We start from the raw sequence: 24,027 nt of genomic DNA on the forward strand, positions 1-24,027 counted from the left end.
TCACCGCGCCACGCTCAGTGACAGCGCGAAGCGGTTTCGGGCGTCCGTCCACCAGTGGGTCAGCTCGAAGCCCACCGCGGCCAGTTCGGGGCCCACCTTGTCCCTGCGGAACTTCGCCGACACCTCGGTGCGCAGCTCCTCGCCCGCCGCGAAGTCCACGGCGAGGCCCAGCGCGGGCACCTTCACGGTCTGCTCGGCACGGGAACGCAGCCGCATCTCGATCCACTCGCGCTCGGCGTCCCACAGCGCCACGTGGTCGAACGCGTCCGGATCGAAGTCCGCGCCCAGCTCCCGGTCGATGACGGACAGCACGTTCTTGTTGAACGCGGCCGTCACCCCGGCCGCGTCGTCGTACGCCCGCACCAGCACCTCCTCGTCCTTGACCAGGTCGGTGCCGAGCAGCAGCCCGTCGCCGGGAGCGAGCAGGGCCCGCACGGACGTCAGGAACTCGGCGCGTTCGGCCGGCAGCAGATTGCCGATCGTGCCGCCGAGGAACGCCACCAGCCGGGGCCCGGGTGTGGCCGGCAGGGTGAGCGGGGCGGTGAAGTCCGCGATCAGCGCGTGGACTTCGAGGTCCGGGTGGTCGGCGATGAGCGCCTGCGCGGCCTGGGTGAGGGCGCTCTCGCTGACGTCGACCGGGACGTAGGCCGCGAGCGGGAGCGCGTCGATGAGATAGCGGGTCTTCTCCGAGGAGCCGGAGCCCAGCTCGATCAGCGTGCGGGCACCGCTCGCGGCGGCGATCTCGCCGGACCGGGCGGCGAGGATCTCCCGCTCGGCCCGCGTGGGGTAGTACTCGGGCAGCTCGGTGATCCGCTCGAACAGCTCGCTGCCGCGGGCGTCGTAGAACCACTTCGGCGGCAGCGACTTCGGTGTGGCGGTGAGGCCGTGCCGGACGTCGGCGCGCAGGGCCGCGTCGGTGGCGTCCTCGGGGAGGGTGCGGGTGACGTGCAGGGGGCTCACGTACAGGGCTCCTTCGTCGATGGGTGCGCCCCCGCTCGAGTGGTGCCGAGAGCGGGGGAGGCCGCCGGGTCCTCCAGCGGGGCGAGCAGCACGCCGGTGCTGCTCGCGGTGAGCGCGGTGCGGTCCGGGACCTCCTGCCAGAGCGGATCGTCGTCGGACGGTTCGGAGGCGACGACCGTGCCACGGCCGGGCTCCGTGCGGTACCAGAGGCTGTCGCCCCAGGTGGTCGCGGCGATCGTGGCGCCGTCGGTCAGCAGCAGGTTGAGGCGTGAGGCGGGGGCCGCCAGGGCCAGCCGGCGCACCGTTTCGCCGAGGGCCCGGGCCGGTTCCTCGCCGCTGCGCAGCCGGTGCAGCACCAGCGCCCAGACGAACGCCGAGTCGTTGCGGGCCTGCAGCGACAGCAGGTCGACCGGGGGCAGCGCGGACACCAGCGGTGCCGCCGAGTCCGGCCAGCCCGCGACCGCGCCGTTGTGACTGAACAGCCACCGCCCGGCCGCGAACGGCGCCGCCGCGGCCTCGGCGTCCGCGCCCGCGAGCGTCGCGTCCCGTACGGCCGCGAGCACCGCGCCGGAGCGCACCACCCGCGCCAGGTCGGCGAAGGACAGGTCCGCCCAGATCGGCCCGGCCCGCCGGTAACGGGCCGGGACGGGATCCCCGGGGGAGTACCAGCCCACCCCGAAACCGTCGGCGTTGACCGTCCCGTAGCGCTGCCGCCGGGGCGCCCACGACTGGCGGAACAGACTGTGCGCCGGCTCCACCAGAAGCCGGCCCAGTGGCTCCTCGGGCCCCAGATAGGCCAGGTGACGGCACATCAGAGGCTGTCCGAGCGGGCCGTGCGGAAACCGGAGAAGATCTGCCGGCGGATCGGGTGGTCCCAGTTGCGGAACGTGCCCCGGCACGCCACCGCGTCCACGGCGAACGAGCCTCCCCGCAGCACCTTGTAGCCGGAGCCGAAGAAGACCTCCGAGTACTCCTTGTACGGAAACGCCTGGAATCCCGGGTACGGCAGGAAGTCGCTGGCCGTCCACTCCCACACGTCGCCGATCAACTGCCGTACCCCCAGCGCCGATTCGCCCGCCGGGTAGCTGCCGGCGGGTGCCGGCCGCAGGTGCCGCTGGCCCAGGTTGGCGTGCTCGGGCGCCGGGTCGGCGTCGCCCCAGGGGTAGCGCCGCGAGCGGCCGGTGGCCGGGTCGAACCGGGCCGCCTTCTCCCACTCCGCCTCGGTGGGCAGCCGGCGCCCGGCCCAGCGGGCGTAGGCGTCGGCCTCGTACCAGCACACGTGCAGCACCGGCTCCTCGGCCGGTACCACCTCCGTGATCCCGAACCGGCGCCTGAGCCACTGGCCGGCGTCGCGGCGCCAGAACTGCGGGGCCCTGAGGGAGTGCCGCCTGATGTGCGCCCAGCCCTCCGGCGTCCACCAGCGCTCGGTGTCGTAGCCGCCGTCCGCGATGAACGCCTGGTACGCCCCGTTCGTCACCGGGGTCGTGTCGATCCAGAACGGCGCCACCTCACGCGGGTGCGCCGGGCGTTCGTTGTCCAGCGCCCACGGTTCGGCGGAGGTGCCCATGATGAACGGGCCACCGGGGACCAGGACTTCGGCCGGCCCGGTGAAGGGTGCGGCCGGCTCCGGGTCCGGCGCGGTCAGGGCCTGGGGCCCCTTCCGCAGCTGATGGGTGATCAGCATCGTCTCGTCGTGCTGCTGTTCGTGCTGGGCGATCATCCCGAAGGCGAAACCGGCCTCGGTCAGCCGGGTGCCGTGGAAGTCGGCGGCCGCCAGCAGATCCGTCACCCGGCCGCGCACCTCGGCCGCGTACCGGCGGGCTTCGGCGGGCGGCAGCAGCGGCAGCGAGGGCCGCTCCGCGCGTGGATGCTCGAAGGCGTCGTACAGGGTGTCGATCTCCGGCCGCATCGCCTCCCGGCCGCCGACCGCCCGCAGCAGCCACAGCTCCTCCTGGTTGCCGATGTGCGCGAGGTCCCACACCAGCGGGGACATCAGCGGGGAGTGCTGGGCGGTGAGGTCCGGTTCGTCGACGCAGTCGGTCAGCAGCGCGGTGCGCTCGCGGGCGGTGGTCAGCGAGGCCAGTGCCCGCTCGCGCAGGGCGTCGGCGTCCGGCTCGACGGCCGTGGTGTCGGTCTCGGGGGCGCTCATGTGCGGATGTCCTTCCTCCCGTGGGCGGTGCGGGTACCTCCGACGGGGCCGGACCGGAACCGGCGCCGGTCCGTGTCGTGCGATCCGTCCAGCAGGTCGTCGGCCGGGCAGCGGCCCCGGGCGACGTAACGCTCCAGGTGGTCCGCCACGGCGTCGACGACCTGCTGGGACGCGCCGAGCCGGGGCAGTGCCTCCAGCGCCACCCGGAAACAGGCGGTGGCCGCGTCGCGCAACTCCGGGTCGGCGAGCCCCAGGCGGGCCGCGTCGGCCCACAGCGGATTGTGCGGGGCGGGCAGGTTCAGCGCCCGCTCGGCGAGCGGCTTCACGATCCGGTACGCGGTCTCCGCGGCCGCCGGATCGTCGAACAGCGCCGCCGTCACCGCGAGCGGCACGATCCAGCCGTCCTCGCCGGGCTGCGCGTCGATCATCCTGAGCTCCAGGTGACCGCGTGGCCGCACCGGTGGGAACAGGGTGGTCAGGTGGTAGTCGAGGTCCGCCCGGGTGGGCGGCCGGGGCGACCGGGTGCGGGTCCACTCCCGGAAGGTGAGCCCGTCGGGCACCTCCCACGGCCCGTGGTCCCGGCGGACGCACATCACCGGCGAGTCCAGCGCGTGCCGGGCCCACACGGCCCGCGGGTCGCCGTCCAGCGGGGGACCGCCGGCCCGGCCGGCGCCGATCTCCATCCAGACCCGCTGCCGGGTCGACATCCAGCCCGTGGGCCGCTGCCCGACCAGCGGGGAGTTGGCGAACGCGGCCACCAGGACGGCACCCAGCTGATGGGCCAGCCACCAGCGCCGCCGGTGCCCGAGCGGTCCGGGTTCCTCGTGGCCGGCGTCCACACACACCTGGACGGAGGCCGAGGCGCACATCATGTGCCGGCCCGCCCGACCGTTGCGGTCCAGGCACGCCTCCATGGCGTCGTAGCGCGGCTGGTGCAGGAACCTGCGGGGTGCGTGCCAGGGATCGTGGCCGATGCCGGCGAGGCCGAGACCGTGCTCGGCGAGGACGGCGCGGACGGTGTCCAGGTCGGCCGAGACGGTGCCGATGCACTCCATCAGGGAGGCGGCGGGCGGCGAACTCAGCTCCAGCTGACCACCGGGTTCGACGGTGAGCGCCGACCCCAGGGACACGGCCCGCAATGCGGCGTAGGCCGCCTCGAGACGTTCGGGTGTCACGGTGAGCCGCGGCTGCCGCAGCTCGTGAACGAGCCATTCCAGTTCCACCCCTATGGTGCGGGGCGGCCCGGTCTTGAAGCAGATACCCCTGACCAGGGCCTCCACCTCAGGCTCGGTGACGGCGACGGGGGGCTCGGTACAGTCACCACCGTCGCTACGTGAATCAGACATGTCGGGATCCTCCTGAGATTCCACCATGCCACCGGCCCGGTACGGCAGGGGCCGAGCAGGCGTTCGCTCCACCCAAAACCCTCGAGCCGATTCGCACAAGGGCGCCCCGCCGGACGTTCCGGACCAGTCATCTCCGTTTCCGTACCTGTTCTCCGGGCTGTTGTGCGGTCGGCAAAACTCCGTTGCACCGCATCACCAGCATCACCCAGGATGCCTGTATGAGCACCACGGGGCAGATCGCGCAGGCCGCGGGCATGGCGTCCACGGGGGTGGCGCCATGAGCGCGCGCCTGCGCGGTATCGCCGCGGACACGGAGAAGATCGTGGCGGCCGGCCGGTACCTGACGCCGGACGGGCGGGAGGTGCCGATCGCGGCGGCCGTCGCGGCGGCGCGATCCGGTACGCGCATCCTCGGCCCCGCGCCGGTGCCCGTCCCGCCGGTCCGGCCCGCGCCGGTGCCCCTTCTCCGCCGATCGGGTGATCCACTCACCGGCCGTCCCGGTCTTCCGTGACGAACGCGGCGGGCTGCTCGCCGCGCCGTGCACTCGCACCCGGCGGGCCGCCAGGCACGCGGTGTGCCGGGTGCGTCCGGGTGCGGGTCGGGCGGGTCAGGTCCAGCCGTAGCGCTCGTGGAGCCGCCTGCGGACCAGGTCGAAGCGCATCCGGTCCAGGGCGCACGCCTCCCGGCGCATGCCCTCCTCGTACAGCCGCAGCACCCGGTCCACATCCACCCACGAGTCGCGCCCCGACCGGTCCCACGGCCCGCTGCCGATCGGGACCCACTCCCGGTCGCCGTCGTGCCGCTTGCTGGAGAGCTGCACGGCGAGGAACGTCCCCGCGGCCTCCCGGGCGACGACCAGGACCGGGCGGTCCTTGCCCCGGCCGTCGTTCTCCTCGAACGGCACCCAGGTCCACACGATCTCCCCGGGGTCCGGGTCCCCGTCGTGGGCCGGGGAGTACTCGGTGCGCACCCGGCCGACCTCTCGCGGGTCGGCCTCGGTGGTGGCGTGGGGGCCCTGACGGCCGGGGATGTCCTCATCGGTAAACGTGCTCACGAGGGCACCCTAGTGGTTGCCGCCCTCGGTCGAACGGGCGCCCGCGGTGCGCAGGTTGCTCCGGTACGGGCGTGGCCATATACGGACGCCGTGGAACCTTGCGGACCCCGTGGACCCATGCGGACCCCGTGGAGCCACGTCGACCCCGTGGACACATACGGCCGGGGTGGACCGGAGGCGCACCGGTGGAGCCGGTGTGCACGGCGGCCTCCCCTGGTGAGGGACCCGGCCGTACATGATTCCTCAGTCCTCCCGGTCCACCGGAACCTTCTGCGGCGGGGGCGTCACCGCGCCGTTGAGTGACGGCGAAGTGCCGTTCCCCGGCTGCGCGTTGTCACCTGTCGCGGCCAGCAGCCGGCGAGCCAGCCCGAGGCCGGTGCCGCCCATGGTGAGCGCCTTGGCGAACAACTCACCCATGCCGTCGGCGCCGTTGAGCAGCACCATGTTGTCCACGTTGCCGAACGCGGACGCGCCCGCCTGCACGATCTCCGGCCACTTCTCGGCGAGTTGCTGGGCGACGACCGCCTCCTGGTTCTCGGCGAGCGCCGCGGCGCGAGCCTTGATGGCCTCCGCCTCGGCCAGGCCCTGCGCCTTGGTCGCCTCGGCCTCCGCGAGACCCTTCGCCCGCGCGGCGGCGGCCTCGGCCTCACCGGTGGCCCGCGTGGCATCGGCACTCGCCGCACCGCGCGACGTGGTCGCCTCCGCCTCGGCGGCCGCCGCGGCCTTCACCCGGGTCGCCTCGGCGGCGGCCGCCAGCTCCGTCTCCTTCGCCTTGGCCTGGGCCGCCGAGATCCGCGCGTCGCGCTCGGCCTCGGCCAGTGTCCGCTTCTCGTACGCCTTCGCGTCGGCCGGCTTGCGCACGTCCACCTGGAGCTGCTGCTCCCGCCGCTGCGCCTCCAGCTCGGCCACCCGCGTCTCCTGGACGACGACCTCCTGCCGGGCCGCGGCCGCGGCGAGCGGTCCGGCCTGCTGGGCCTTCGACGCCGCCTTGTCCCGCTCCGCCTGATAACCGGCCTGCAGGATCTCGCTGTCCCGGGTGGCCTCCGCCATCCGGGCGAACGACTGCTGCTCGGCCTCGGTGGCGAGCCGGTTCGCCTCCGCCTGCGCGATGCGCGCGTCCCGCTGCACGGCCGCCGCGTGCGGCATGGCCAGGTTCCGGATGTAGCCCGTCGGGTCCTCGATCTCGTGGATCTGCAGCGAGTCGACGATCAGGCCGAGCTTCTCCATCTCCGTACCGCAGGCCGCCCGGGTCTGCCCGGTCAGCTTCTCCCGGTCGCGGATCATGTCCTCGACCGTCAGCCCGCCCACGATCGAGCGCAGATGACCGGCGAAGACGTTGTGCACCCGCTCCGACATCAGCTTCTGCTGGTCCAGGAAACGCCGTGCCGCGTTGGCGATCGACACGAAGTCGTCGCCCACCTTGAAGATGACCACACCCCGCACCTTGAGCGGGATGCCCTGGTGCGTGACGCAGTCCACCTGCAGCTCGGTCTCGTTCAGATCGAGCGAGAGCTTGCGCACCGCCTGCACGCCGGGCAGCACCATCGTGCCCCGCCCGGTGACGATGCGAAACCCCAGGCCCTCCTCGATGCCTTCGGTGCGGTGCTTGGAACCGGAGATGATGAGCGCCTCGTTCGGCTCGGCCACCCGCCACATCATCTTGAACAGACCGATCAGCACGAGGACGGCAGCGACCGCCACCCCCGCAACGACGCCGACAACCATCGGCATACGCCCCCTTTGCCTGGTGCCCGTTCGGCACCGAACGAAGGGAGTGTGCGCTCGCCGGGACGCGCCGAGAAGACGCCGGCGGATCCTTGTTGCAATCTTGACGCATGCCGCCCTCACCTGGAGCGCAGCGCGCTCACTTGGTGCTCCGTCAGCTGTCGTAGGCCGCGGTGACGTAGACCGTTCTCGGCGGCAGGTGCTCCATCACCATCACCACCGTGCCGGGCTCGATGCGACCCGTGCCGTCGGCCGGGTAGGCGAGGAAGTGTTCCGCGCCGCCGCGCACCCGCACGATCACCTCGCCGACGAGTCCGGGCCCGACCGTCCCCGTGACCCGCCCCATCAGCCCGACCATCGACACGTCGCCCATGGCCACAGGGTACGGGCGGATCGCGGTCAGGTGGCCGGTGTGCCGGCCTGCGCCCGCTGCGGGGGCCACACCTCGTGCCAGCGCAGCTCCGCCTCCAACTGCGCCGCCACGGACACCAGCAGAGGCTCGCTGCCGGCCGGTCCGAGCAACTGGGCGCCGACCGGGAGGCCGCCGTCCACGAAGCCGGCGGGCACGTTCACGCCCGGCCAGCCCAGCACGTTCCAGGGCCAGGCGTAGGGGCACGCGGCGATCATCGCGCGGTCCGTGGCGAACCCGCTCAGTCCCGCGAGGGCGCCGATCCGGGGCGGGGGAGCGGCCGTGGTCGGCGCGAGGACCACGTCGTACGACCGGAAGAACCCGCCGATCCGCCGGTGCAGCACCGCCTCCGCGCGCCGGGCGGCCCTGAGCGGTGCCCCGCCGAGCAGCCGGCCCAGCCGGGAGGCGCCCCGGGTGCGCGGGTCGAGCAGCATGAAGTCGGGTGCCTCCAGGGCCCGTTCGGCGATCCCCGCGGTGGCGCGGGGCAGGAAGGCCAGCCCGATCTGACCGTAGGGCGGATCGGCCTCCTCGACATCGTGCCCCAACCCGGCCAGTTTCTCGGCCAGTTCGACCACGCGGGCGCGCACCTCCGGCCGGAGCCGGGCGGGTACGGCGGTGAACGGAGGCTTCAGCGAGAGGGCGACGCGCAGCCGGCCCGGGTCGCGGCCGACGGCGTCGGCCGCCGTCACGGCGGCCGGCCGGTGCGGGTCCAGGTCGTGGTTGCCGCTCGCCGCGTCCAGCAGCAGGGCCGCGTCGGCGACCGTCCGGGCGAGGGTGCCGTTGACCGTGATGCCGTGGAAGGACTCGCCGCGGGGCCAGGTCGAGATCCGGCCGCGCTGCGGCTTGATGCCGATCAGGTGGGTCCAGGCCGCCGGAATGCGCACCGAACCCGCGCCGTCGGAGCCGAGCGCGGCCGGGACGAGCCCGGCGGCGACCGCGGCGGCCGAGCCGCCCGAGGAACCACCGGGCGTGTGCTCGGTGTGCCAGGGATTGCGCGTCTCGCCGAACGCCGGGCCCTCCGTGAACGGCCACTGCCCCAGTTCGCAGGTGTTGGTCTTGCCGACGATGACCGCGCCGGCCGCGCGCAGGCGCCGTACCGCCTCCCCGTCCGCGGTCGCCGGCGGGAAGTCGCCCCGGCAGCCGAACGCGGTCGGCTCGCCGGCCACGTCCATGTCGTCCTTGACCGCCACCGGTACCCCGAGCAGCGGGCGGCGCGCTCCGGCGGCCAACTCCCGGTCGGCGGCCTCCGCTTCGGCGAGCGCGGCCTCGGCCCGCACGATCCGGAAGGCGTTCAGCGTCGGCTGGGTGGCGTCGATCCGGGCCAGCGCCTGCTCCACCAGCGCGCGCGAGGTCACCACCCCGTCGGCGAGGGCACGTCGGGTCTGCGCGAGACCTGCGGCACGGTCGGGTGTCATGGGGTGAGCACCTCCGGGAGGCTCCGGGCACGATGTCTACCGAACGGTAACGTCATGTCGGCGGCGCGCCTACGGTTTACGCGAGGGTGTCTCCGGTGGAGGAGCGGGGCGTGGAGGGCCGCCGTCACGTGGTCCCGCCGAGCAGCCGTCGCAGCCACGCCACGCGCGCGGTGCGGGCGGCCCGGGACAGGGCCGCCTCGGGGACCAGGCCGTCGAAGCCGTGGAAGCCGCCCGGCCAGACGTGCAGCTCCGCCGCGCCGCCGGCCTGCCAGATACCGGAGGCGTAGGCGACCACCTCGTCCCGGAAGGTCTCCGCGGAGCCGACGTCGAGGAAGGCCGGGGGCAGGCCGGACAGGTCGGCGGCGCGGGCGGGTGCCGCGTACGGGGAGACCTCGGGGCCGCCGCGGCGATCGCCGAGCAGCGCCGTCCAGCCGGTCTCGTTGGCGCCGCGGTCCCAGGTGCCGAGCCCCGCCATCTGGTGGCCGGAGGCGGTGTCGTTGCGGTCGTCCAGCATCGGGTACATCAGCACCTGGCCGAGCGGCCGCGGACCGCGCCGGTCCCGGGTGAGCAGGGCGAGCGCCGCGGTGAGGCCACCGCCGGCGCTGGCGCCCGCCACGACCATCCGGTCCGGGTCGCCGCCGATCTCCTCCGCGTGCCCGGCGGTCCACAGCCAGCCGGCGTACACGTCCTCCACGGGCGCGGGGTGGGGGTGTTCGGGGGCCAGCCGGTATTCCACCGACACCACGACCGCGCCCAGCTCGCGCGCCCAGCCGAGGGGTTCGGCCACCCCGGCCCGGTTGGTGCCGGTCATCATGCCGCCGCCGTGCACGTGGTAGATGACCGGCAGCGGGGGTGTGAACGCCGTTGAGGTGGGGCGGCAGACGAGGAGGGAGACGTCGGGGGCGCCCTCGGGACCGGGAACCGCGCGGTCCTCCACCTCGAAGGCGCCGTCCAGGGTGACGTCCAGCAGGCCGAGCAGCTCGGCGGCCTGTCGGGCGTCGGCCAGGTCGTCCAGGGTGAAGCCGGGGGTGGTCACGTCCTCGACCAGTTCCAGCGCGGCGGCGAGTTCCGCATCGAACGGCGGCGGGACCAAGGGCATGGCGTCTCCTCAGGGTGACTCCGAGTCCGCCGCGGCGAGTGCCGTGACGGATGTGAGCGGTCAGCAGTCGCCTACCCCGATGCGGGTGATCGCGGCGCCGTCCGGTGCGGCGGATGTGACGGACGCGCCTGTCCGGATCCATCGCGCCGAGTCGGCGGAGCGGACCCGCGCGGCCCGGCGTCCGGGGTGCCGCGGCGGAGGGCCGGCCGGTCCCCGGGGCCCGGGTGACCGACCGGTCCGGGAGACGCGGACGGGGCCGGAGCCGCGGACTGCGGCTCCGGCCCCGTGCGGGGGTGCTCCGGCTCAGGCGGCGACGATCTCGGACACGTTGCCGTGCAGACGGGTGACGACCTCCGTCAGCTGGGCGGCGACCTCGGCGTCGTCGACCGGGTGGGTCTCGGCGAAGCGGGTCACCGAGCCGGGGATGGACAGCTTGATCTCCTCGATCACCTTGCCGCCGGCGATGCCCACGGCCTTGCGGGCCTCGTCCTGCGCCCACACGCCGCCGTACTGGCCGAAGGCGGTGCCGACCACGGCCACCGGCTTCCCGCCGAAGGCGCCGGCACCGTACGGGCGGGACAGCCAGTCGATGGCGTTCTTCAGCACGGCCGGGATGGTGCCGTTGTACTCGGGGGAGAAGAGCAGGAACGCGTCGGCGGCCTGCGCGGCAGCGCGCAGCTTCGCGGCGGGGGCCGGGACGTCGCCCTCGAGGTCGATGTCCTCGTTGTAGAACGGGATGTCGGCAAGGCCCTCGAACAGCTCGACCTCGGCGCCCTCGGGCGCGAGCTTCACGGCCGCCTCGGCGAGCTGGCGGTTGTGCGAACCGGCGCGGAGGCTGCCGACGAGCGCGAGGATACGGACGGACATGGGAACTCCAAGGGGCTGAAACATCGCGGTTACGATCCGGACCAAGGTCCGTTTAAACGTGTACCACTCTAACCGGACCGGGGTCCAGTTTTCTTCCCCGTGCTTTACGCTGACTTCATGTCCAGCGCCCTGCCGCCCTTCCCGGAGTCCCAGGAGCCTGTCGAATCCTCTCGCTTGCTGGAGGTCGGGCCGGTTCCCGAAGAGCCGTGCCTGCGGGCGGACGCGGCCCGCAACCGGGCCCGGCTGCTGGAGGCCGCCGCCCGCCTGATCGCCGAGCACGGCGTGGGCGGGGTGACGATGGAGGCGGTGGCCGCGGCGGCCCAGGTCGGCAAGGGCACGGTCTTCCGCCGTTTCGGCGACCGCACGGGGCTGCTGATGGCCCTGCTCGATCACTCGGCCAGGCAGCTGCAGGCCGACTTCCTGAGCGGACCCCCGCCCCTCGGGCCCGGGGCGCCGCCGCTCGACCGGCTGCGGGCGTTCGGCGTGGCGGTGCTGTACCGCTCCGCGGAGCAGCTGGATCTGCAGCTGGCCGCCCAGCCGGAGCCGGACCGCAGGTTCACCCATCCCGCCTTCGGCGCCCTGCGCACACAGGTCACGATGCTGCTGCGGCAGATCGTGCCGGACGCCGACTGCGATCTGCTGGCCCAGACGCTGCTGGCGTCGCTCGACCCGGCCCTGATCCACCATCTGACCCGGCAGTGCGCCATGCCCATGGAACGCCTGGAGGCCGGCTGGATCGACCTGGTCGCCCGGGTGACCCGCACGGACCCGCCCCGCTGAGACCGCTCGTTCGGACGCCCCGTACCGGACCGCGTTCCGGTACGGCGTCCGTCGTGACGGCCCCTTCGCCGGGCCTCCTTCCCGGAACCGCTGTAACGAACGCATTCGTCCCTAATAAGTTTGTTACGAACATGCTCGCGACGGGATTCGCCGGACCCGCCAGTGTCGTCCAAAGGCGAACCACGTTCCCCCGGGTGCTCCCGGCCGCCGTACCTCTGCCAGGATGCGGTCTGTCATGGTGCAGATACCGAACACGCCCACGAGTGCCGACGTCGCCCGCCTGGCCGGCGTCTCCCGCGCGACCGTGTCCTACGTCCTCAACAACACCAGCGCCGTCCGGATCAGCGAACCGACGCGCCGGCGCGTCCACGAGGCCGCGCGGGAACTGGGATACGTGCCCCACGCCGCCGCCCGCAGCCTGCGCGCCGGGCACAGCCGGATGGTTCTGATGCCGGCCCCGGCCATCCCGGTGGGCCCGCTCTACAGCAGGTTCCTCAACGAACTCCAGTGGGCGCTCGGCCGGCTCGACTACACCGTCGTGCAGTACGGCAGCGTCGGCCTGGAGGGCGACGAAGCCGCGCGCGCCTGGGCCGAGTTGCGGCCGGTGGCGGTGCTGGTGCCGGGTGCGGAGCTCGGCCCCGAGGGGGTGCAGGTCCTCAAGCGGTCCGGCGCCCGGGCCGTCGTCACCCTCGGCCCCGGGCGGGTCGAGGGCGCGCACGCCCTGCTGATGGACCAGGCCACGGTGGGCCACTGCGCGGGCGCCCATCTGTACGAGCGCGGCCGGCGCCGGATCGGCGTCGTCGTCCCCGGGGAGGCGGGACTGGAGGCGTTCTCCCGGCCCCGGCTCGCGGGTGTACGCCAGGCCCTGCACGGTACGGACGCGACCGTGACGGAGCTGCCGCTCGACTACACGGAGGAGGCGGCCGCCCGGCTCGTCGCAGCCCGGCTCGTCGCAGCCCGGCTCGGCGCCGGCCGGCGGGAGTGGGACCTGGACGCGGTGTTCGCCTACAACGACGAGTACGCGATGCTGCTCCTGCGCGCCCTGCAGGACGAGGGCCTACGCGTCCCCGACGACGTGGCCCTCATCGGCGCCGACGACCTGATGCTCGGCCGGCTGCTGCGGCCCCGGCTCAGCACGGTCCACATCGAGCTGCCCTCGGGCCGCGACCTCGCCGAGCTGGTCGACCGCGTGGTGCGCGATCCGGGGGGCGAGCCGGAGGTGCACAAGGTGCTGGGCGCCTCGGTGGTCCGGCGCGAGTCGAGCTGACCCGTATCCACCGGGCAGCCGTGCCGCGCCGGACCACCGGCGGACGAAGCCGGATCTTCCGCCGCGCCTACTGGGGCGCGTCGCCCTCCTGGGCGGCGATGCTCTTGCGGACCTCGTCCATGTCGAGATTGCGGGCCTGGCCGATGAGGTCGGTGAGAGCGGCCTCGGGCAGGGCGCCAGGCTGGGCGAAGACGGCGACGTTCTCCCGCACGATCATCAGCGTCGGGATCGACTGGATGTCGAAGGCCGCGGCCAGTTCCGGCTGCGCCTCGGTGTCCACCTTGGCGAAGACCAGGTCGGGGTTCTCCGAGGCGGCCTTCTCGTACACCGGCGCGAACTGCCGGCAGGGCCCGCACCAGGACGCCCAGAAGTCGATGAGGACGAAGTCGTTCTCGCTGACCGTCTGGTCGAAGTTCTCCTTGGTCAGCTCCACGGTGCTGCTCATGGCGTGATTCCCTCTTCCTGGTGTGGGGGTGTGCCGACGGCAGGAACACGGCCGCCGGGCAGCCTATTCCACACGTGCACGCTCGTGTTCCGACCGCGTACCCATGCGCTCTCCGCCTGCCTACCCATGTGGCCACGGCGCACACCACCCACCAGACTGGCCCCATGACGGAAACGGAAACCATCGAGTACGACGTCGTGGTCATCGGGGGCGGACCGGTGGGGGAGAACATCGCCGACCGCACCCGTGCGGCCGGTCTGACCACCGCGGTCGTGGAGAGCGAACTGCTCGGCGGCGAGTGCTCGTACTGGGCGTGCATGCCCAGCAAGGCCCTGCTCAGGCCGGTCATCGTCCAGGCCGACGCACGCCGTCTGCCCGGCCTCGCCGCGGCCGTGCAGGGCCCCCTCGACACTCCGGCGGTCCTCGCCCGGCGCGACGAGTTCACCTCGCACTGGAAGGACGACGGCCAGGTCGCCTGGCTGGAGGGCATCGGCGCCCGCCTGTACCGCGGCCACGGCCGCCTCGCCGGACCGCGCACGGTCACCGTGACCGGCCCCGGCGGCAAGGTCACCACGCTCACCGCCCGGCACGCCGTCGCGGTCTCCACCGGCACCCGCGCCCATCTGCCCGACCTGCCCGGTCTCGCCGACGTGCGGCCCTGGACCAGCCGTGAGGCGACCAGCGCCAAGGCGGCCCCCGGCCGGCTGATCGTCGTCGGCGGCGGTGTCGTCGCCGCCGAGATGGCCACCGCCTGGCAGGCGCTCGGCTCGCGGGTCACGCTGCTGGTGCGCGGCAAGGGGCTGCTGAACCGCATGGAGCCGTTCGCCGGCGAACTGGTCGCGGAATCGCTCACCGAGGCGGGCGTCGACGTCCGCACCGGCACCTCCGTCGAGTCCGTCACCCGCGACAACGGCACCGTCGTCGCCGTCACCGGCACCGGCGACCGGATCGAGGGCGACGAGATCCTCTTCGCCACCGGCCGCGTGCCGCGCACCGACGACATCGGCCTGGACACCGTCGGCCTGGAACCCGGCTCCTGGCTGGACGTCGACGACACCCTGCGGGTCACCGGCACGGACTGGCTGTACGCGGTCGGCGACGTCAACCACCGTGCCCTGCTGACCCACCAGGGCAAGTACCAGGCCCGCATCGCCGGCGCCGTCATCGCCGCCCGCGCCGCCGGCAGCCCCCTGCTGGACGAGGAGTGGGGCCCGCACGTGGCCACCGCCGACCACCACGCCGTACCGCAGGTCGTCTTCACCGAACCCGAGGCCGCCGCGGTCGGTCTCTCCCTCGCGGAGGCGGAGCAGGCCGGGCACCGCGTCCGCGCCGTCGACGTCGAGTTCTCCTCGGTCGCCGGGGCGGGCCTGTACGGCGACGGCTACAAGGGCCGCGCCCGCATGGTCGTGGACCTGGAGGACGAGATCCTGCGCGGTGTCACCTTCGTCGGCCCGGGCGTCGGCGAGCTCATCCACTCGGCCACGATCGCCGTCGCCGGCCGCGTCCCCGTCAGCCGTCTGTGGCACGCGGTCCCGTCCTACCCGACGCTGAGTGAGATCTGGCTGCGGCTGCTGGAGTCCTACCGGGACAGCTGAGCGCCGTCCGGCGGCAGCGGGAAGCCGAGGGCCCGCGCCGCCGCATGGGGCGTCGGCTGGGCCCAGAGCGCCGCCACCGCCTCGTTCGTCGCCAGGGAGCGCGGCTCCGCGCGGTCCAGGTAGAGGGTGCCGTCGAGATGGTCCGTCTCGTGCTGGACGATGCGGGCCGGCCAGCCGGTGAACACCTCGTCCAGTGTGCGGCCCCGCTCGTCCGCGCCGCGCAGCCGTACCTCGGCGTGCCGGGCCACGACCGCCTGCCAGCCCGGCACGCTCAGGCAGCCCTCGAAGAACGCGGCACGGTCGCCGCCGACCGGTTCGTACACCGGGTTGACCAGGACGCGGAAGGGCTGCGGGACCCGGCCCCGGGCCACGGCGACCTGCTCGGGCACCGGCGCCGGGTCCTCGATGACCGCGATCCGCAGCGGCACGCCGACCTGCGGGGCGGCCAGGCCCACGCCCGGAGCGGCGTGCATGGTGGCGCGCAGGGCCTCGACGAAGCGGCTCAGCAGGGCGGGGCCGAGCTGACCGTCGTACGGCTCGGTGCCTTGGCGCAGCACCGGCTGTCCGGCGGCGACGATGGGCAGGGGGCCGCCGGCGGCGAGGAGTTCCTCGACCCGCTCGGCGAGCGGCGCGTGCTCAGGAGGAGATGCCATCGCGTCAGAATGCCACGCCGGCGCGCCTTCCCCGGTGACACCTTCACCAACGACCCGGGCGACCCGGTCCGTTCACGGCCCGAGGTCCGCCCCCCCCCGCCGCTCCGGCCGTCGGCTGTGACCGCGGGCCCGGGGCGGGGCCCGCGGTACGGCCCCCGCCCCGGGCCCCGCCCGGCTGGTGCGGGCGCGCGAGCGGAGACCGGGCGACGCCCCCACGGCCTACGGCTCACTTACGGCGCAGGGCACAGTCACCGCGTACGGCTCACCGACGACGTACGGCCACTGACGACGTACGGCCCACTCACGCTCACTCGCGGCCTACGGGTTCTCACCGTCTACGGGTTCTCACGGCCTACGGCTCACTCCTGCGGGAAGTCACCCGCGAGTGCCGAGGCGAGCCGCAGATGCCGTTCCGCCTCCTCGTGCCGGGCCTGCCGCTGGAGGGTGCGGCCCAGCATCAACCGGGCGTAGTGCTCCACCGGGTCACGCTCCACGATGATCCGCAACTGGGCCTCGGCACGGCGCAGTTGGGCCGAGTGGTAGTAGGCGCGGGTCAGCAGCAGCCGGGGACCGGTCTGGTCCGGCACCTCCTCGACCAGCCCGGCCAGCACGCGCGCCGCCGCCGCGTAGTCCTTCGCGTCGAAGAACATCCGCGCGCGCTCCCAGCGCTCGGCGGGTGTTCCGTGGTCGTAGTACGAGATCTGCCCTTGCGTCTCCACCTGTGACCTCCTTCGGCGGGCACAACGGAACGCAGTTGTTCAATATTCCACTACCTGGGTGCCGGTGACCGCTTAGGGTGTACGGCCCGGCCCACGAGCAAGCCGGCCGAGCGCGGCATCGAGGTCGGGCACGGCCACGGCGGCGCGTACGGCACCTCGCTCGGCATGGCCGTCACCCCCCGTGACGGGGGTGACGGCCGTGCGCGTCTCGGAGCGGTGCCGTCAGTAGACGTCGCGGACGTAGCGCTGGTCCGCGGCCAGCTGCCTGACGTAGGCGCCGGCCTCTTCGGCGCCCATGCCGCCGTGTGTGGCGGTGATGTCCCTCAGGGCCCGGTCGACGTCCTTGGCCATGCGGGCCGCGTCGCCGCAGACGTAGAGGTGGGCCCCGTCCTGGAGCCACCGCCACAGGCGGGAACCGTGTTCGCGCATGCGGTCCTGCACGTAGACCTTGTTGCGCTGGTCACGGGAGAAGGCGAGGTCGAGCCGGTCGAGGTGGCCCGCCGCCCGGTGCGCCTCCAGGTCCTCGCGGTGGTAGAAGTCGGTGGCCCTGCGCTGTTCGCCGAAGAAGAGCCAGTTGGGGCCGGTGTGGCCGCGGGCCAGGCGGTCCTCGAGGAACCCGATGAAGGGCGCGACACCGGTTCCGGGGCCGACCATGATCATGGGGGTGGCGGGGTCGGCGGGCGGGCGGAAGTGCGGTGAGCGCCGGACGAAGACCTGGACTGGGCCGTCGTCCGCGCAGTCGGCGAGATAGCTGGAGCACACGCCCTTGCGGTCCCGGCCGAGGCCATTGGTGTAGCGGACGACGGAGACCGTGAGGCGGACCTCGCCGGGGTGGGCGAGCGGGCTGGAGGATATGGAGTACAGGCGGGGCTGAAGGGGTTTGAGGACGCCCGCCCACTCCGCCGCCGGCGCACGGACCGGGAATTCGGCGATGACGTCGGCGGCCTGCCGGCCCCAGCTCCACTGCGCGAGCGCGTCCTTGTTGTCGGATTTGTCGGAGCGCAGCAGTCGCTTCAGGTCGTGGTCGCCCGTGCGATCCGCGAGGAACCTCAGCAGGCCGGTGGTGATGCGGGAGATGTCCAGGCGGGTGCGCAGCGCTTCCTCGAAGGGGAGGGGCGCGCCGTCGCCGAGGCGGACGGTGTCCTCGGGGTCGGCGCCGGTGAGGGCGAGCCATTCGGCGACGAGCGGGGCGCCGTTGGCCGGCCAGACGCCGAGCGCGTCCCCGGCGTCGTAGGAGAGTTCGCCGTCGCGCGTGTCGAAGGCGAACTGCCGTACCTCCTTCCGTGAGCCGGGCAGACTCAGCAGCCTGTTGCCGATGAGCAGGGTGGCGAAAGGGGATGCCCTGGTGTAGCCCACCGGCGCGGGCGCCGGCGGCGAGCTGACGGCCGGTGTGACCGCGGCGGCTGTGCCGGGGGCCGGGGCGCTCGGCCCGGCGGGCACCGGCTGCCGGTCGCCGGCGGTGGCCAGGGCGGTGACGACCCGGTCGAGCCACTGCTCCGCGGCCTCCTCGAAGTCGGGCTCGCAGTCGGTGCGGGGAAGGAGCCGGGTCGCGCCGAGCGCTTCGAGGCGTTCGTCGAGGCGGCGACCGTGGCCGCAGAAGTCGTCGTAGGCGGAGTCGCCGAACCCGAGGACCGCGTACCGGACCGTCTCCAGCCGGCCGGCGTCCGGGGCGGACAGCGCCTGCCAGAAACCGGCGCCGTTGTCGGGGGCGTCGCCGTCGCCGAACGTGCTCGTGACGAGCAGCACGTCGGTGTCCGGGGTGAGGTGCGCCGGGGAGACGTCGGCCATGGCCAGCAGCTCCGCGGGACGGCCGGACGCGGTGAGGCGCGCGGCGGCGGTGCCGGCGAACTCCTCGGCGCATCCTGTCTGGGAGGCCCACAGGACGACCAGGCGGCGGGCCGGTACCGGGGTGCCGGCCGCCGGCGGGCCGGTACGCGCGGGCTCGGCGGCGGGCGCGGCGGCGGGCGCGGCGGGGGTGCGGGAGTAGATGCCGGCGAGGACGCCGTCGACCCACAGGGCGGTGCCGGGGCTGAGGGGCGCGCCCGGCGGCAGGACGGGTACGCGTCCACCGGGCGGGGCGAGGGCGAGGCCGGAGAGGAAGCCGGACAGGTAGCGGCGTTCCGGCTCGGCCAGGGGCGCGGCGGCGGGGCCTGTGATGCCGAACAGCGTGGCGAGGGCGTGGACGGGGGAGTCGGCCGGGGCGGGGGCGGCGCCGGCCGGGGCCGGGTCGGCCACGAGTGGTCCGCGGGCTCGCGGCCGGCCGCCCGGCCGGTCCGCGGCGGCGGCCGTCCTGGTGAGGGCGACGGCGCAGGCCTTGAAACCGGGCTGGAAGGAGACCGGGTCGACGGCGTCGTGGGTGACGGCGTTGATGCTGAGGTGCTCTCCGAACAGGTCGTTCCAGTGGAACGGCGCGAAGCAGGTGCCCGGCCGCACCCGGTCGGTGACCACGGCGGGCAGTACGGCGCGCCCGCGCCGGGAGGCGATCTCCACCTGGTCGCCCTCCGTGATCCCGAGCGCGTCGGCGTCCTCGGGGTGGACCTCCACGAACGGGCCGGGGTCGAGCCTGGTGAGCCGCGCGACCTTGCCGGTCCGGGTCATCGTGTGCCACTGGTGCTGCACGCGGCCGGTGTTGAGGACGAAGGGGTGGTCGTCGTCGGGGAGTTCGGCCGGCGGCAGGTACGGCCGGGCGAAGAACCGTGCGCGTCCGCTCGGGGTGGGGAAGGCCAGGCGGGGGCGGGTGCCGTCCTCGCGTTCCAGGAGCCTCTGGCTCACGCCGTCGTTGAGGTAGCGGATCGGGTTGCGGTCCGGGCCGCCGGCGGTGGGCGCCGGCCACTGGACGGGCGTGGTGCGCAGGCGCTCGTAGGTGACGCCGCGCAGGTCCCAGCCCGTCGTGGGGTTCCACGCCTGCCTGAGCTCCTCGAACACCTCCTCGGCCGAGGCGTACGTGAACGCCTCGGCGAAGCCCATCTCGCAGGCGACCCGGGCGATCAACCGCCAGTCGGGCAGCGCCTGCCCGGGCGGATCGACGACTCCCCGGACCAGGGTGAGCGTGCGCTCGGAGTTGACCAGGACCCCGTCGGACTCCGCCCACAGCGTCGCGGGCAGCGAGACGTCGGCGTACGCGTTGGTCTCGGTCTCGGCGAACACGTCCTGCGTGACGACGAGTTCGGCGGCCCGCAGGCCGGCGACGACGTTCTCGCGGTTGGCGACCGAGGCGACCGGATTGGTGCAGATGATCCAGCACGCCTTGATGTGACCGGCGGCCATCCGCTCGAACATCTCGACCGTCCCGTGCCCGACCTCGGTACGCAGCGAGCCCTCGGGGATGTTCCACAGGTGCTCGACGAAGGCGCGTTCGGCGTCGACCAGGACGGAGCGCTGTCCGGGCAGGCCGGGACCCAGGTAGCCCATCTCGCGGCCGCCCATGGCGTTGGGCTGGCCGGTCAGCGAGAAGGGACCGGATCCCGGGCGGCAGATGGCACCGGTGGCCAGGTGCAGGTCGACCAGGGCGTTGGTGTTCCAGGTGCCGTGGGTGGACTGGTTCAGGCCCATGGTCCAGCAGCTCATCCACGCGCCGGCCTCGCCGATCCACCGTGCGGCCCGCCGGATGTCGTCCTCCGGGATGCCGGTGACCTCCGCGACCTTCTCGGGCGGATACTCCGCGAGGAAGGCGGGCATCTCGTCCCAGCCCTCGGTGAACTCGGCGATGAACTCCTCGTCCGTGTGCCCGTCCGCCACCAGCAGGTGCAGCAGGCCGTTCAGCAGAGCGAGGTCGGTGCCGGGCCTGATCTGCAGGAAGAGGTCGGCCTTGGCGGCGGTGGCGGTGCGGCGCGGGTCGACGACGATGAGCCGGGCGCCCGCCGACCTGACCCGGTCCATCATGCGCAGGAACAGGATCGGGTGGCAGTCGGCCATGTTGGCGCCGATGACGAGGAACACGTCCGCGTGATCGAAGTCCTGGTACGAGCCGGGCGGGCCGTCGGCCCCCAGCGACAGCTTGTAGCCAGAGCCCGCCGACGCCATGCACAGCCGCGAGTTGGACTCGATCTGGTTGGTGCGCACGAAGCCCTTCGCCAGCTTGTTCGCCAGGTACTGCGCCTCCAGGGACATCTGCCCCGAGACGTAGAAGGACAGGGCGTCCGGCCCGTGCTCGTCCAGGATCGCGCGCAGCCGGGCGGCGACGGCCGTGATCGCCGCGTCCACGTCGGTCTCCGCCGGCTCGGCGCCCCGTTCGGCACGCACCAGCGCCGTGTGCATGCGGCCGGGCGCCGCCATCATGTCCGCGCTGGTGGCCCCCTTGGTGCAGAGGCGGCCGGAGTTGGCGGGGTGCGCCCGGTCCCCGGACGCCTTCACGGCACGGCGCCGGCCGTCCCCGGCGTCCCGCCTGACGTCGAGCACGATGCCGCAGCCGACCCCGCAGTACGAGCAGACAGTGCGGACACCGCCGTCCTTCGAGCCAGCTGTCACTGAATGCCACCCCGCGTGTGTGTGTTCCCGGCCGGGGGGCTCTCGCCGCCGGCGGGAGCCCCAGGGCCAGTACCGTAGGAAGAGCGAATTTCCGGCTCGTCACACCCCGGGCGCGGGTGTCGTTACGCGCCCCGCACGCGCCACCGGCAGGCCCTGTGAGGCGGGGCGCCGGGCGACCGGGGGGCGAGGGTGTCCGGCTGAAGGCGACACGGATGCGCTTCGGCCCTCCCCCGGGAGGACGGGCGACCAGGTCCCGTGTGGCCCGCACCGGGTGCGCCACCAGACGTGTTGGTCTCGTGCGGTCCGCACCGGGTGCGCCACTAGAGGCGTTGGTTGCGTGCGGTCCGCACCGGGTGCGCCGCCTGACGTGTTGGTCCCGTGTGGCCCGCACCGGGTGCGCCACCTGACGTGTTGGTTGCGTGCGGTCCGCACCGGGCGCACCGCCAGACGCGTCGGTCCCGTGCCGCCCGCGCCGGGACCCGCCACCACACGCGTTGCACGCGGGGGCGGGTCCCGGCGCGGGCCATCGCCCGGCCTACGGCCGGACTGCCCGACGGCCGTGGGCCCGGCCTACGGCCCGACGGCCGTGGGGGACGGCTCTGGGGTGAGCGGGCCGGCCTGACGGGGGGCCGGCGACGGCGTGGGGACCGCCGGGCGCGGTGCGCGCGCCGGCTCGGCCGGGCCGGTGTGTCCGCCGCGCACGGTGAAGAACACCAGCGCCGCCACGGCGGCCAGCACCAGCGCGCCCGCCACGGCCCGGCGCAGCCGCACCCGGGCGGGCCGTAGCTCCCCGGTGGGCGGACGCAGGGGCCGCAGGTCGGCCGGGCCGACGGAGTACGCCCGCGCGGCCAGGGCGGCCCGCAGCCGTTCCTCGAGCGGTGTGGGCACGGTCCCGGTGCCGGGATCGTTCATCGCAGCCCCTCCAGACGCCGGCCCAGCGCGTCCAGCGCCCGGCTGGCCGTGGACTTGACGGTACCCCGCGACAGTCCCAGCGTGGCCGCGATCTCGGCCTCGGTCAGATGCGACCAGTAGCGCAGCACCAGCACCTCCCGCTGACGCCGGGTCAGTGTGCGCAGCGCCGCCAGCACCTCCCGGTGGTCCTCGTGGAGCAGCACGTCCTCCTCCGGGGCCGGCGCGTGCCCCTCGGGCGGCGGGATGTGTGCCCGTACGGTCCTGCGCCGGCGCAGCACCGAGCGGGCCCCGTTGACCACACTGGTGCGCAGATACGCCTCCGGGTCGTCCAGGGAGCCGAGCCGGTGCCCGTGCCGGCGGAACAGCGCGGTGAACGCGTCCTGTACGACGTCCTCCGCCGTGGGCAGGTCGTCCACCAGCAGCACCGCCAGGCGCACCAGGGAGAGCCGGCGGTGGTGGTACAACTCCTCGATGCCCGCCGGTGCTTCGGTCCCGGCGAGGGGGTGTGCGCCGGTACCGAACCCGTCGCCCGGCGCCGCCGCTGTCGTGCCCGTGCGGGCCCGGGCGGGCATCCGCGCCCGCAGCATCCGCGTGAACCTCCGCCAGGGCAGGGGGCGTCGCGGGGTGAGGGACCGGTGCCAGGGCGGGCCGGACACCGGCGGTGTGGCTGTCGTCATGGATCTCCCGGGGCCGGGTGCGGGGGAGCCGCCGCGCGACGGCTCCCCCGCACCCGGCCGTGCCTCAGTGGTGCTGCGGAACCGGCGCCGGGGCGGCGTGGCGGTGATGCGGTACGGGCGCCGGGGCGGCCCGGTGCCCGGAGGCCGGGACGGACGGTACGGGTACGGGGCTCGGGTCGGCCGATCGGGACGGGGCCGGCACGGGCGAGGGGGTGCCCTTCGGGGGCGCCGGCCTCGGGACGGTACTGCGCACGGGGGAGGGCACCGGCGACGGGGCGGCGTGGCCGTCCGCCGGGACCGGGGACGGGGTGGCGTGCTCGCCTGCCGGCGCCGGGGAGGGGGTGGCGTGCTCGCCTGCCGGGGCCGGGGACGGCGTCGCGCGGTCCTTCGCAGGGGCCGGGGCGGGGGCCGCGGTGGTGCCGGAGTGGGCCGGGGCGCGGTGTTCGCCCTGGGCGGCCTGGGCGGTCATGGTGCCGGCGACGGCCAGCGCCGCGCCTACGGCGGAAGCCCCCAGAGCGGCGCGCAGCCTGCGGGCACGGATCGGGCGGGGGACGCGGTGTGCGGACATGTGTTCCTTCGGTCGTGAGCGTTGGACATCCGGTCGGGGTGGAGGCCTCCCCCCCGACAGACGTCCGACCCCGGCCGGGGTTGCGGGTGACGTCCGAGGAATTTTCCGCACCACTCCGGAGAGCCCGCCCGCCGTGGGAGGGCGGGCTCCGGAAAGACCGCCCACCGGGGGAGGGCGGGTCACGGGATCAGTGCGCGCCGCCGGCCCACCGGGCGCCGGCACGGACCACGTCCGCCGGCCCGTTGAACTCGCCCACCGGTCGGCATGGTGGCGTGTTCGGCCGGCCACGTCCGCCGGTCCGTTGAACGCGCCCAAGGGTCGACTAGGGCCTGTGTGATGTCGTGATCAACGGGATGTACCGTCCTCACGCCCGCGTAGGGCATCCCTGTCGACATAACGACCCGGTTCGGTCTACGCACGCACAACCTTGACTGCGTACGAGAGTCGCGCCTGTGCGGGAACCGGGCGTGCCGCCTCAGGCGTGAGTCCGGCGCACACACGCACTCCCCCTGCCGGTTCGGACCGTTCTGGCCGCCGCCGGGGCCGGCGGGGCGCTCCCGGAGCTGGTGGTCGGGGACCACGGTAGGTCTGCGGCGCAGGTCGGCTGGCATTCGGTGCCGTCAGCCTGGCCGATGCGGACGGCCCTGCGCTCCTGCTGGGGGTACAGAGGGCCCACGTCCGTCGTCGTTCCACTTGGCGACGCTGTGCGGTCTGATTACTACCGGCCGCTTACCCGCTACGTACTCAATCGAGCTGTCTGTCACAGTAGGCGGCCGATGGGTGTACCTCTTCCCCACTCGCATCGCCCATCCCTACATTGGGGAGTCAGCATGCAGCGCAAATGACCTGCGGAAACGCAACGGAGAGAGCCACCTCATCGCAGACTCGGACTTCGCGCCGAAGAGTGGCAAACCACCCGT

Annotated in this window: 20 protein-coding genes and 1 pseudogene; 5 read left to right on the plus strand and 16 right to left on the minus strand. The window is 74.0% G+C overall.

Annotated elements, in window-relative coordinates; all coding sequences use genetic code 11:
* The 4 genes from egtD to egtA are packed head-to-tail and all read right to left on the minus strand — an operon-like array spanning nucleotide 1 to nucleotide 4,455.
* Complete coding sequence (gene egtD / locus ABVB68_RS07980) at nucleotides 1–960, minus strand: L-histidine N(alpha)-methyltransferase (protein WP_353600175.1); 960 nt, start codon at nucleotides 958–960, stop codon at nucleotides 1–3.
* Nucleotides 957–1,772, minus strand: coding sequence for an ergothioneine biosynthesis protein EgtC (gene egtC / locus ABVB68_RS07985; RefSeq protein ID WP_353600176.1), 816 nt, complete (start codon nucleotides 1,770–1,772; stop codon nucleotides 957–959). Before egtC ends, egtD begins: the two co-directional genes overlap by 4 nt.
* Nucleotides 1,772–3,109 carry an ergothioneine biosynthesis protein EgtB gene (gene egtB, locus ABVB68_RS07990; protein ID WP_353600177.1) on the minus strand — a complete coding sequence of 446 codons (1,338 nt, stop codon included), beginning with the start codon at nucleotides 3,107–3,109 and terminating at the stop codon, nucleotides 1,772–1,774. The genes egtC and egtB overlap by 1 nt, the downstream gene beginning before the upstream one ends.
* Complete coding sequence (gene egtA / locus ABVB68_RS07995; protein ID WP_353600178.1) at nucleotides 3,106–4,455, minus strand: ergothioneine biosynthesis glutamate--cysteine ligase EgtA; 1,350 nt, start codon at nucleotides 4,453–4,455, stop codon at nucleotides 3,106–3,108. Before egtA ends, egtB begins: the two co-directional genes overlap by 4 nt.
* A 277-nt stretch (nucleotides 4,456–4,732) precedes the next feature.
* Between egtA and ABVB68_RS08000 the strand changes: the two are divergent.
* Nucleotides 4,733–5,000 (plus strand): annotated as a pseudogene (locus tag ABVB68_RS08000) (hypothetical protein); the annotation flags it as partial.
* Nucleotides 5,001–5,062: 62 nt separating this feature from the next.
* Here the strand turns inward: ABVB68_RS08000 and ABVB68_RS08005 are convergent.
* The 6 genes from ABVB68_RS08005 to ABVB68_RS08030 all read right to left on the minus strand — a co-directional run bounded on the left by ABVB68_RS08005 (nucleotide 5,063) and on the right by ABVB68_RS08030 (nucleotide 11,024).
* On the minus strand, nucleotides 5,063–5,509 hold the full coding sequence (locus ABVB68_RS08005) for a type II toxin-antitoxin system PemK/MazF family toxin (protein ID WP_353600179.1): 447 nt from the start codon (nucleotides 5,507–5,509) through the stop codon (nucleotides 5,063–5,065).
* Between the two features lie 243 nt (nucleotides 5,510–5,752).
* Nucleotides 5,753–7,240 (minus strand): SPFH domain-containing protein, encoded by a 1,488-nt coding sequence (locus ABVB68_RS08010; protein ID WP_353600180.1) that lies wholly within the window; start codon nucleotides 7,238–7,240, stop codon nucleotides 5,753–5,755.
* 148 nt (nucleotides 7,241–7,388) lie between these two features.
* Nucleotides 7,389–7,607: an NfeD C-terminal domain-containing protein gene (locus tag ABVB68_RS08015; protein WP_353600181.1), complete on the minus strand. Its 219-nt coding sequence runs from the start codon at nucleotides 7,605–7,607 to the stop codon at nucleotides 7,389–7,391.
* A gap of 26 nt (nucleotides 7,608–7,633) precedes the next feature.
* A complete protein-coding gene (locus ABVB68_RS08020) occupies nucleotides 7,634–9,058 on the minus strand; it encodes an amidase (protein WP_353600182.1) in 1,425 nt (474 codons plus the stop codon).
* A gap of 124 nt (nucleotides 9,059–9,182) precedes the next feature.
* On the minus strand, nucleotides 9,183–10,157 hold the full coding sequence (locus ABVB68_RS08025; protein ID WP_353600183.1) for an alpha/beta hydrolase: 975 nt from the start codon (nucleotides 10,155–10,157) through the stop codon (nucleotides 9,183–9,185).
* A gap of 303 nt (nucleotides 10,158–10,460) precedes the next feature.
* A complete protein-coding gene (locus ABVB68_RS08030) occupies nucleotides 10,461–11,024 on the minus strand; it encodes an NADPH-dependent FMN reductase (protein WP_353600184.1) in 564 nt (187 codons plus the stop codon).
* Between the two features lie 99 nt (nucleotides 11,025–11,123).
* Between ABVB68_RS08030 and ABVB68_RS08035 the strand changes: the two genes are divergently transcribed.
* The gene (locus ABVB68_RS08035) at nucleotides 11,124–11,804 is read left to right on the plus strand and encodes a TetR/AcrR family transcriptional regulator (protein WP_353600185.1); all 681 of its coding nucleotides are present in this window, start codon (nucleotides 11,124–11,126) and stop codon (nucleotides 11,802–11,804) included.
* Nucleotides 11,805–12,039: 235 nt separating this feature from the next.
* Nucleotides 12,040–13,071 (plus strand): LacI family DNA-binding transcriptional regulator, encoded by a 1,032-nt coding sequence (locus tag ABVB68_RS08040; protein WP_503006034.1) that lies wholly within the window; start codon nucleotides 12,040–12,042, stop codon nucleotides 13,069–13,071.
* 67 nt (nucleotides 13,072–13,138) lie between these two features.
* Here ABVB68_RS08040 and trxA read toward each other — a convergent pair whose 3' ends face one another.
* Nucleotides 13,139–13,516 carry a thioredoxin gene (gene trxA / locus ABVB68_RS08045; RefSeq protein WP_353600187.1) on the minus strand — a complete coding sequence of 126 codons (378 nt, stop codon included), beginning with the start codon at nucleotides 13,514–13,516 and terminating at the stop codon, nucleotides 13,139–13,141.
* Nucleotides 13,517–13,680: 164 nt separating this feature from the next.
* Between trxA and ABVB68_RS08050 the strand changes: the two genes are divergently transcribed.
* The gene (locus ABVB68_RS08050; RefSeq protein ID WP_353600188.1) at nucleotides 13,681–15,111 is read left to right on the plus strand and encodes a dihydrolipoyl dehydrogenase family protein; all 1,431 of its coding nucleotides are present in this window, start codon (nucleotides 13,681–13,683) and stop codon (nucleotides 15,109–15,111) included.
* On the opposite strand, the gene ABVB68_RS08055 is transcribed toward ABVB68_RS08050, so the two are convergent.
* From ABVB68_RS08055 to ABVB68_RS08075, 5 genes are all read right to left on the minus strand, one after another.
* On the minus strand, nucleotides 15,096–15,764 hold the full coding sequence (locus ABVB68_RS08055; protein ID WP_353600189.1) for a peptide deformylase: 669 nt from the start codon (nucleotides 15,762–15,764) through the stop codon (nucleotides 15,096–15,098). The two genes, ABVB68_RS08050 and ABVB68_RS08055, sit on opposite strands and share 16 nt — an antisense overlap.
* Nucleotides 15,765–16,123: 359 nt before the next feature.
* Nucleotides 16,124–16,414, minus strand: coding sequence for a tetratricopeptide repeat protein (locus ABVB68_RS08060; protein WP_353600266.1), 291 nt, complete (start codon nucleotides 16,412–16,414; stop codon nucleotides 16,124–16,126).
* Between the two features lie 291 nt (nucleotides 16,415–16,705).
* Nucleotides 16,706–20,950, minus strand: coding sequence for a bifunctional nitrate reductase/sulfite reductase flavoprotein subunit alpha (locus tag ABVB68_RS08065; protein WP_353600190.1), 4,245 nt, complete (start codon nucleotides 20,948–20,950; stop codon nucleotides 16,706–16,708).
* 570 nt (nucleotides 20,951–21,520) lie between these two features.
* Nucleotides 21,521–21,862, minus strand: coding sequence for a hypothetical protein (locus ABVB68_RS08070; protein ID WP_353600191.1), 342 nt, complete (start codon nucleotides 21,860–21,862; stop codon nucleotides 21,521–21,523).
* Nucleotides 21,859–22,539, minus strand: a complete 681-nt coding sequence (locus ABVB68_RS08075; RefSeq protein ID WP_353600192.1) for an RNA polymerase sigma factor — start codon at nucleotides 22,537–22,539, stop codon at nucleotides 21,859–21,861. The genes ABVB68_RS08070 and ABVB68_RS08075 overlap by 4 nt, the downstream gene beginning before the upstream one ends.
* Before the next feature lie 1,095 nt (nucleotides 22,540–23,634).
* Between ABVB68_RS08075 and ABVB68_RS08080 the strand changes: the two genes are divergently transcribed.
* Nucleotides 23,635–23,952: a phosphatase gene (locus ABVB68_RS08080; protein WP_353600267.1), complete on the plus strand. Its 318-nt coding sequence runs from the start codon at nucleotides 23,635–23,637 to the stop codon at nucleotides 23,950–23,952.
* Nucleotides 23,953–24,027 lie beyond the last annotated feature (75 nt).

It is taken from the genome of Streptomyces sp. NPDC096012 (assembly GCF_040426375.1).
Lineage (GTDB): Bacteria > Actinomycetota > Actinomycetes > Streptomycetales > Streptomycetaceae > Streptomyces.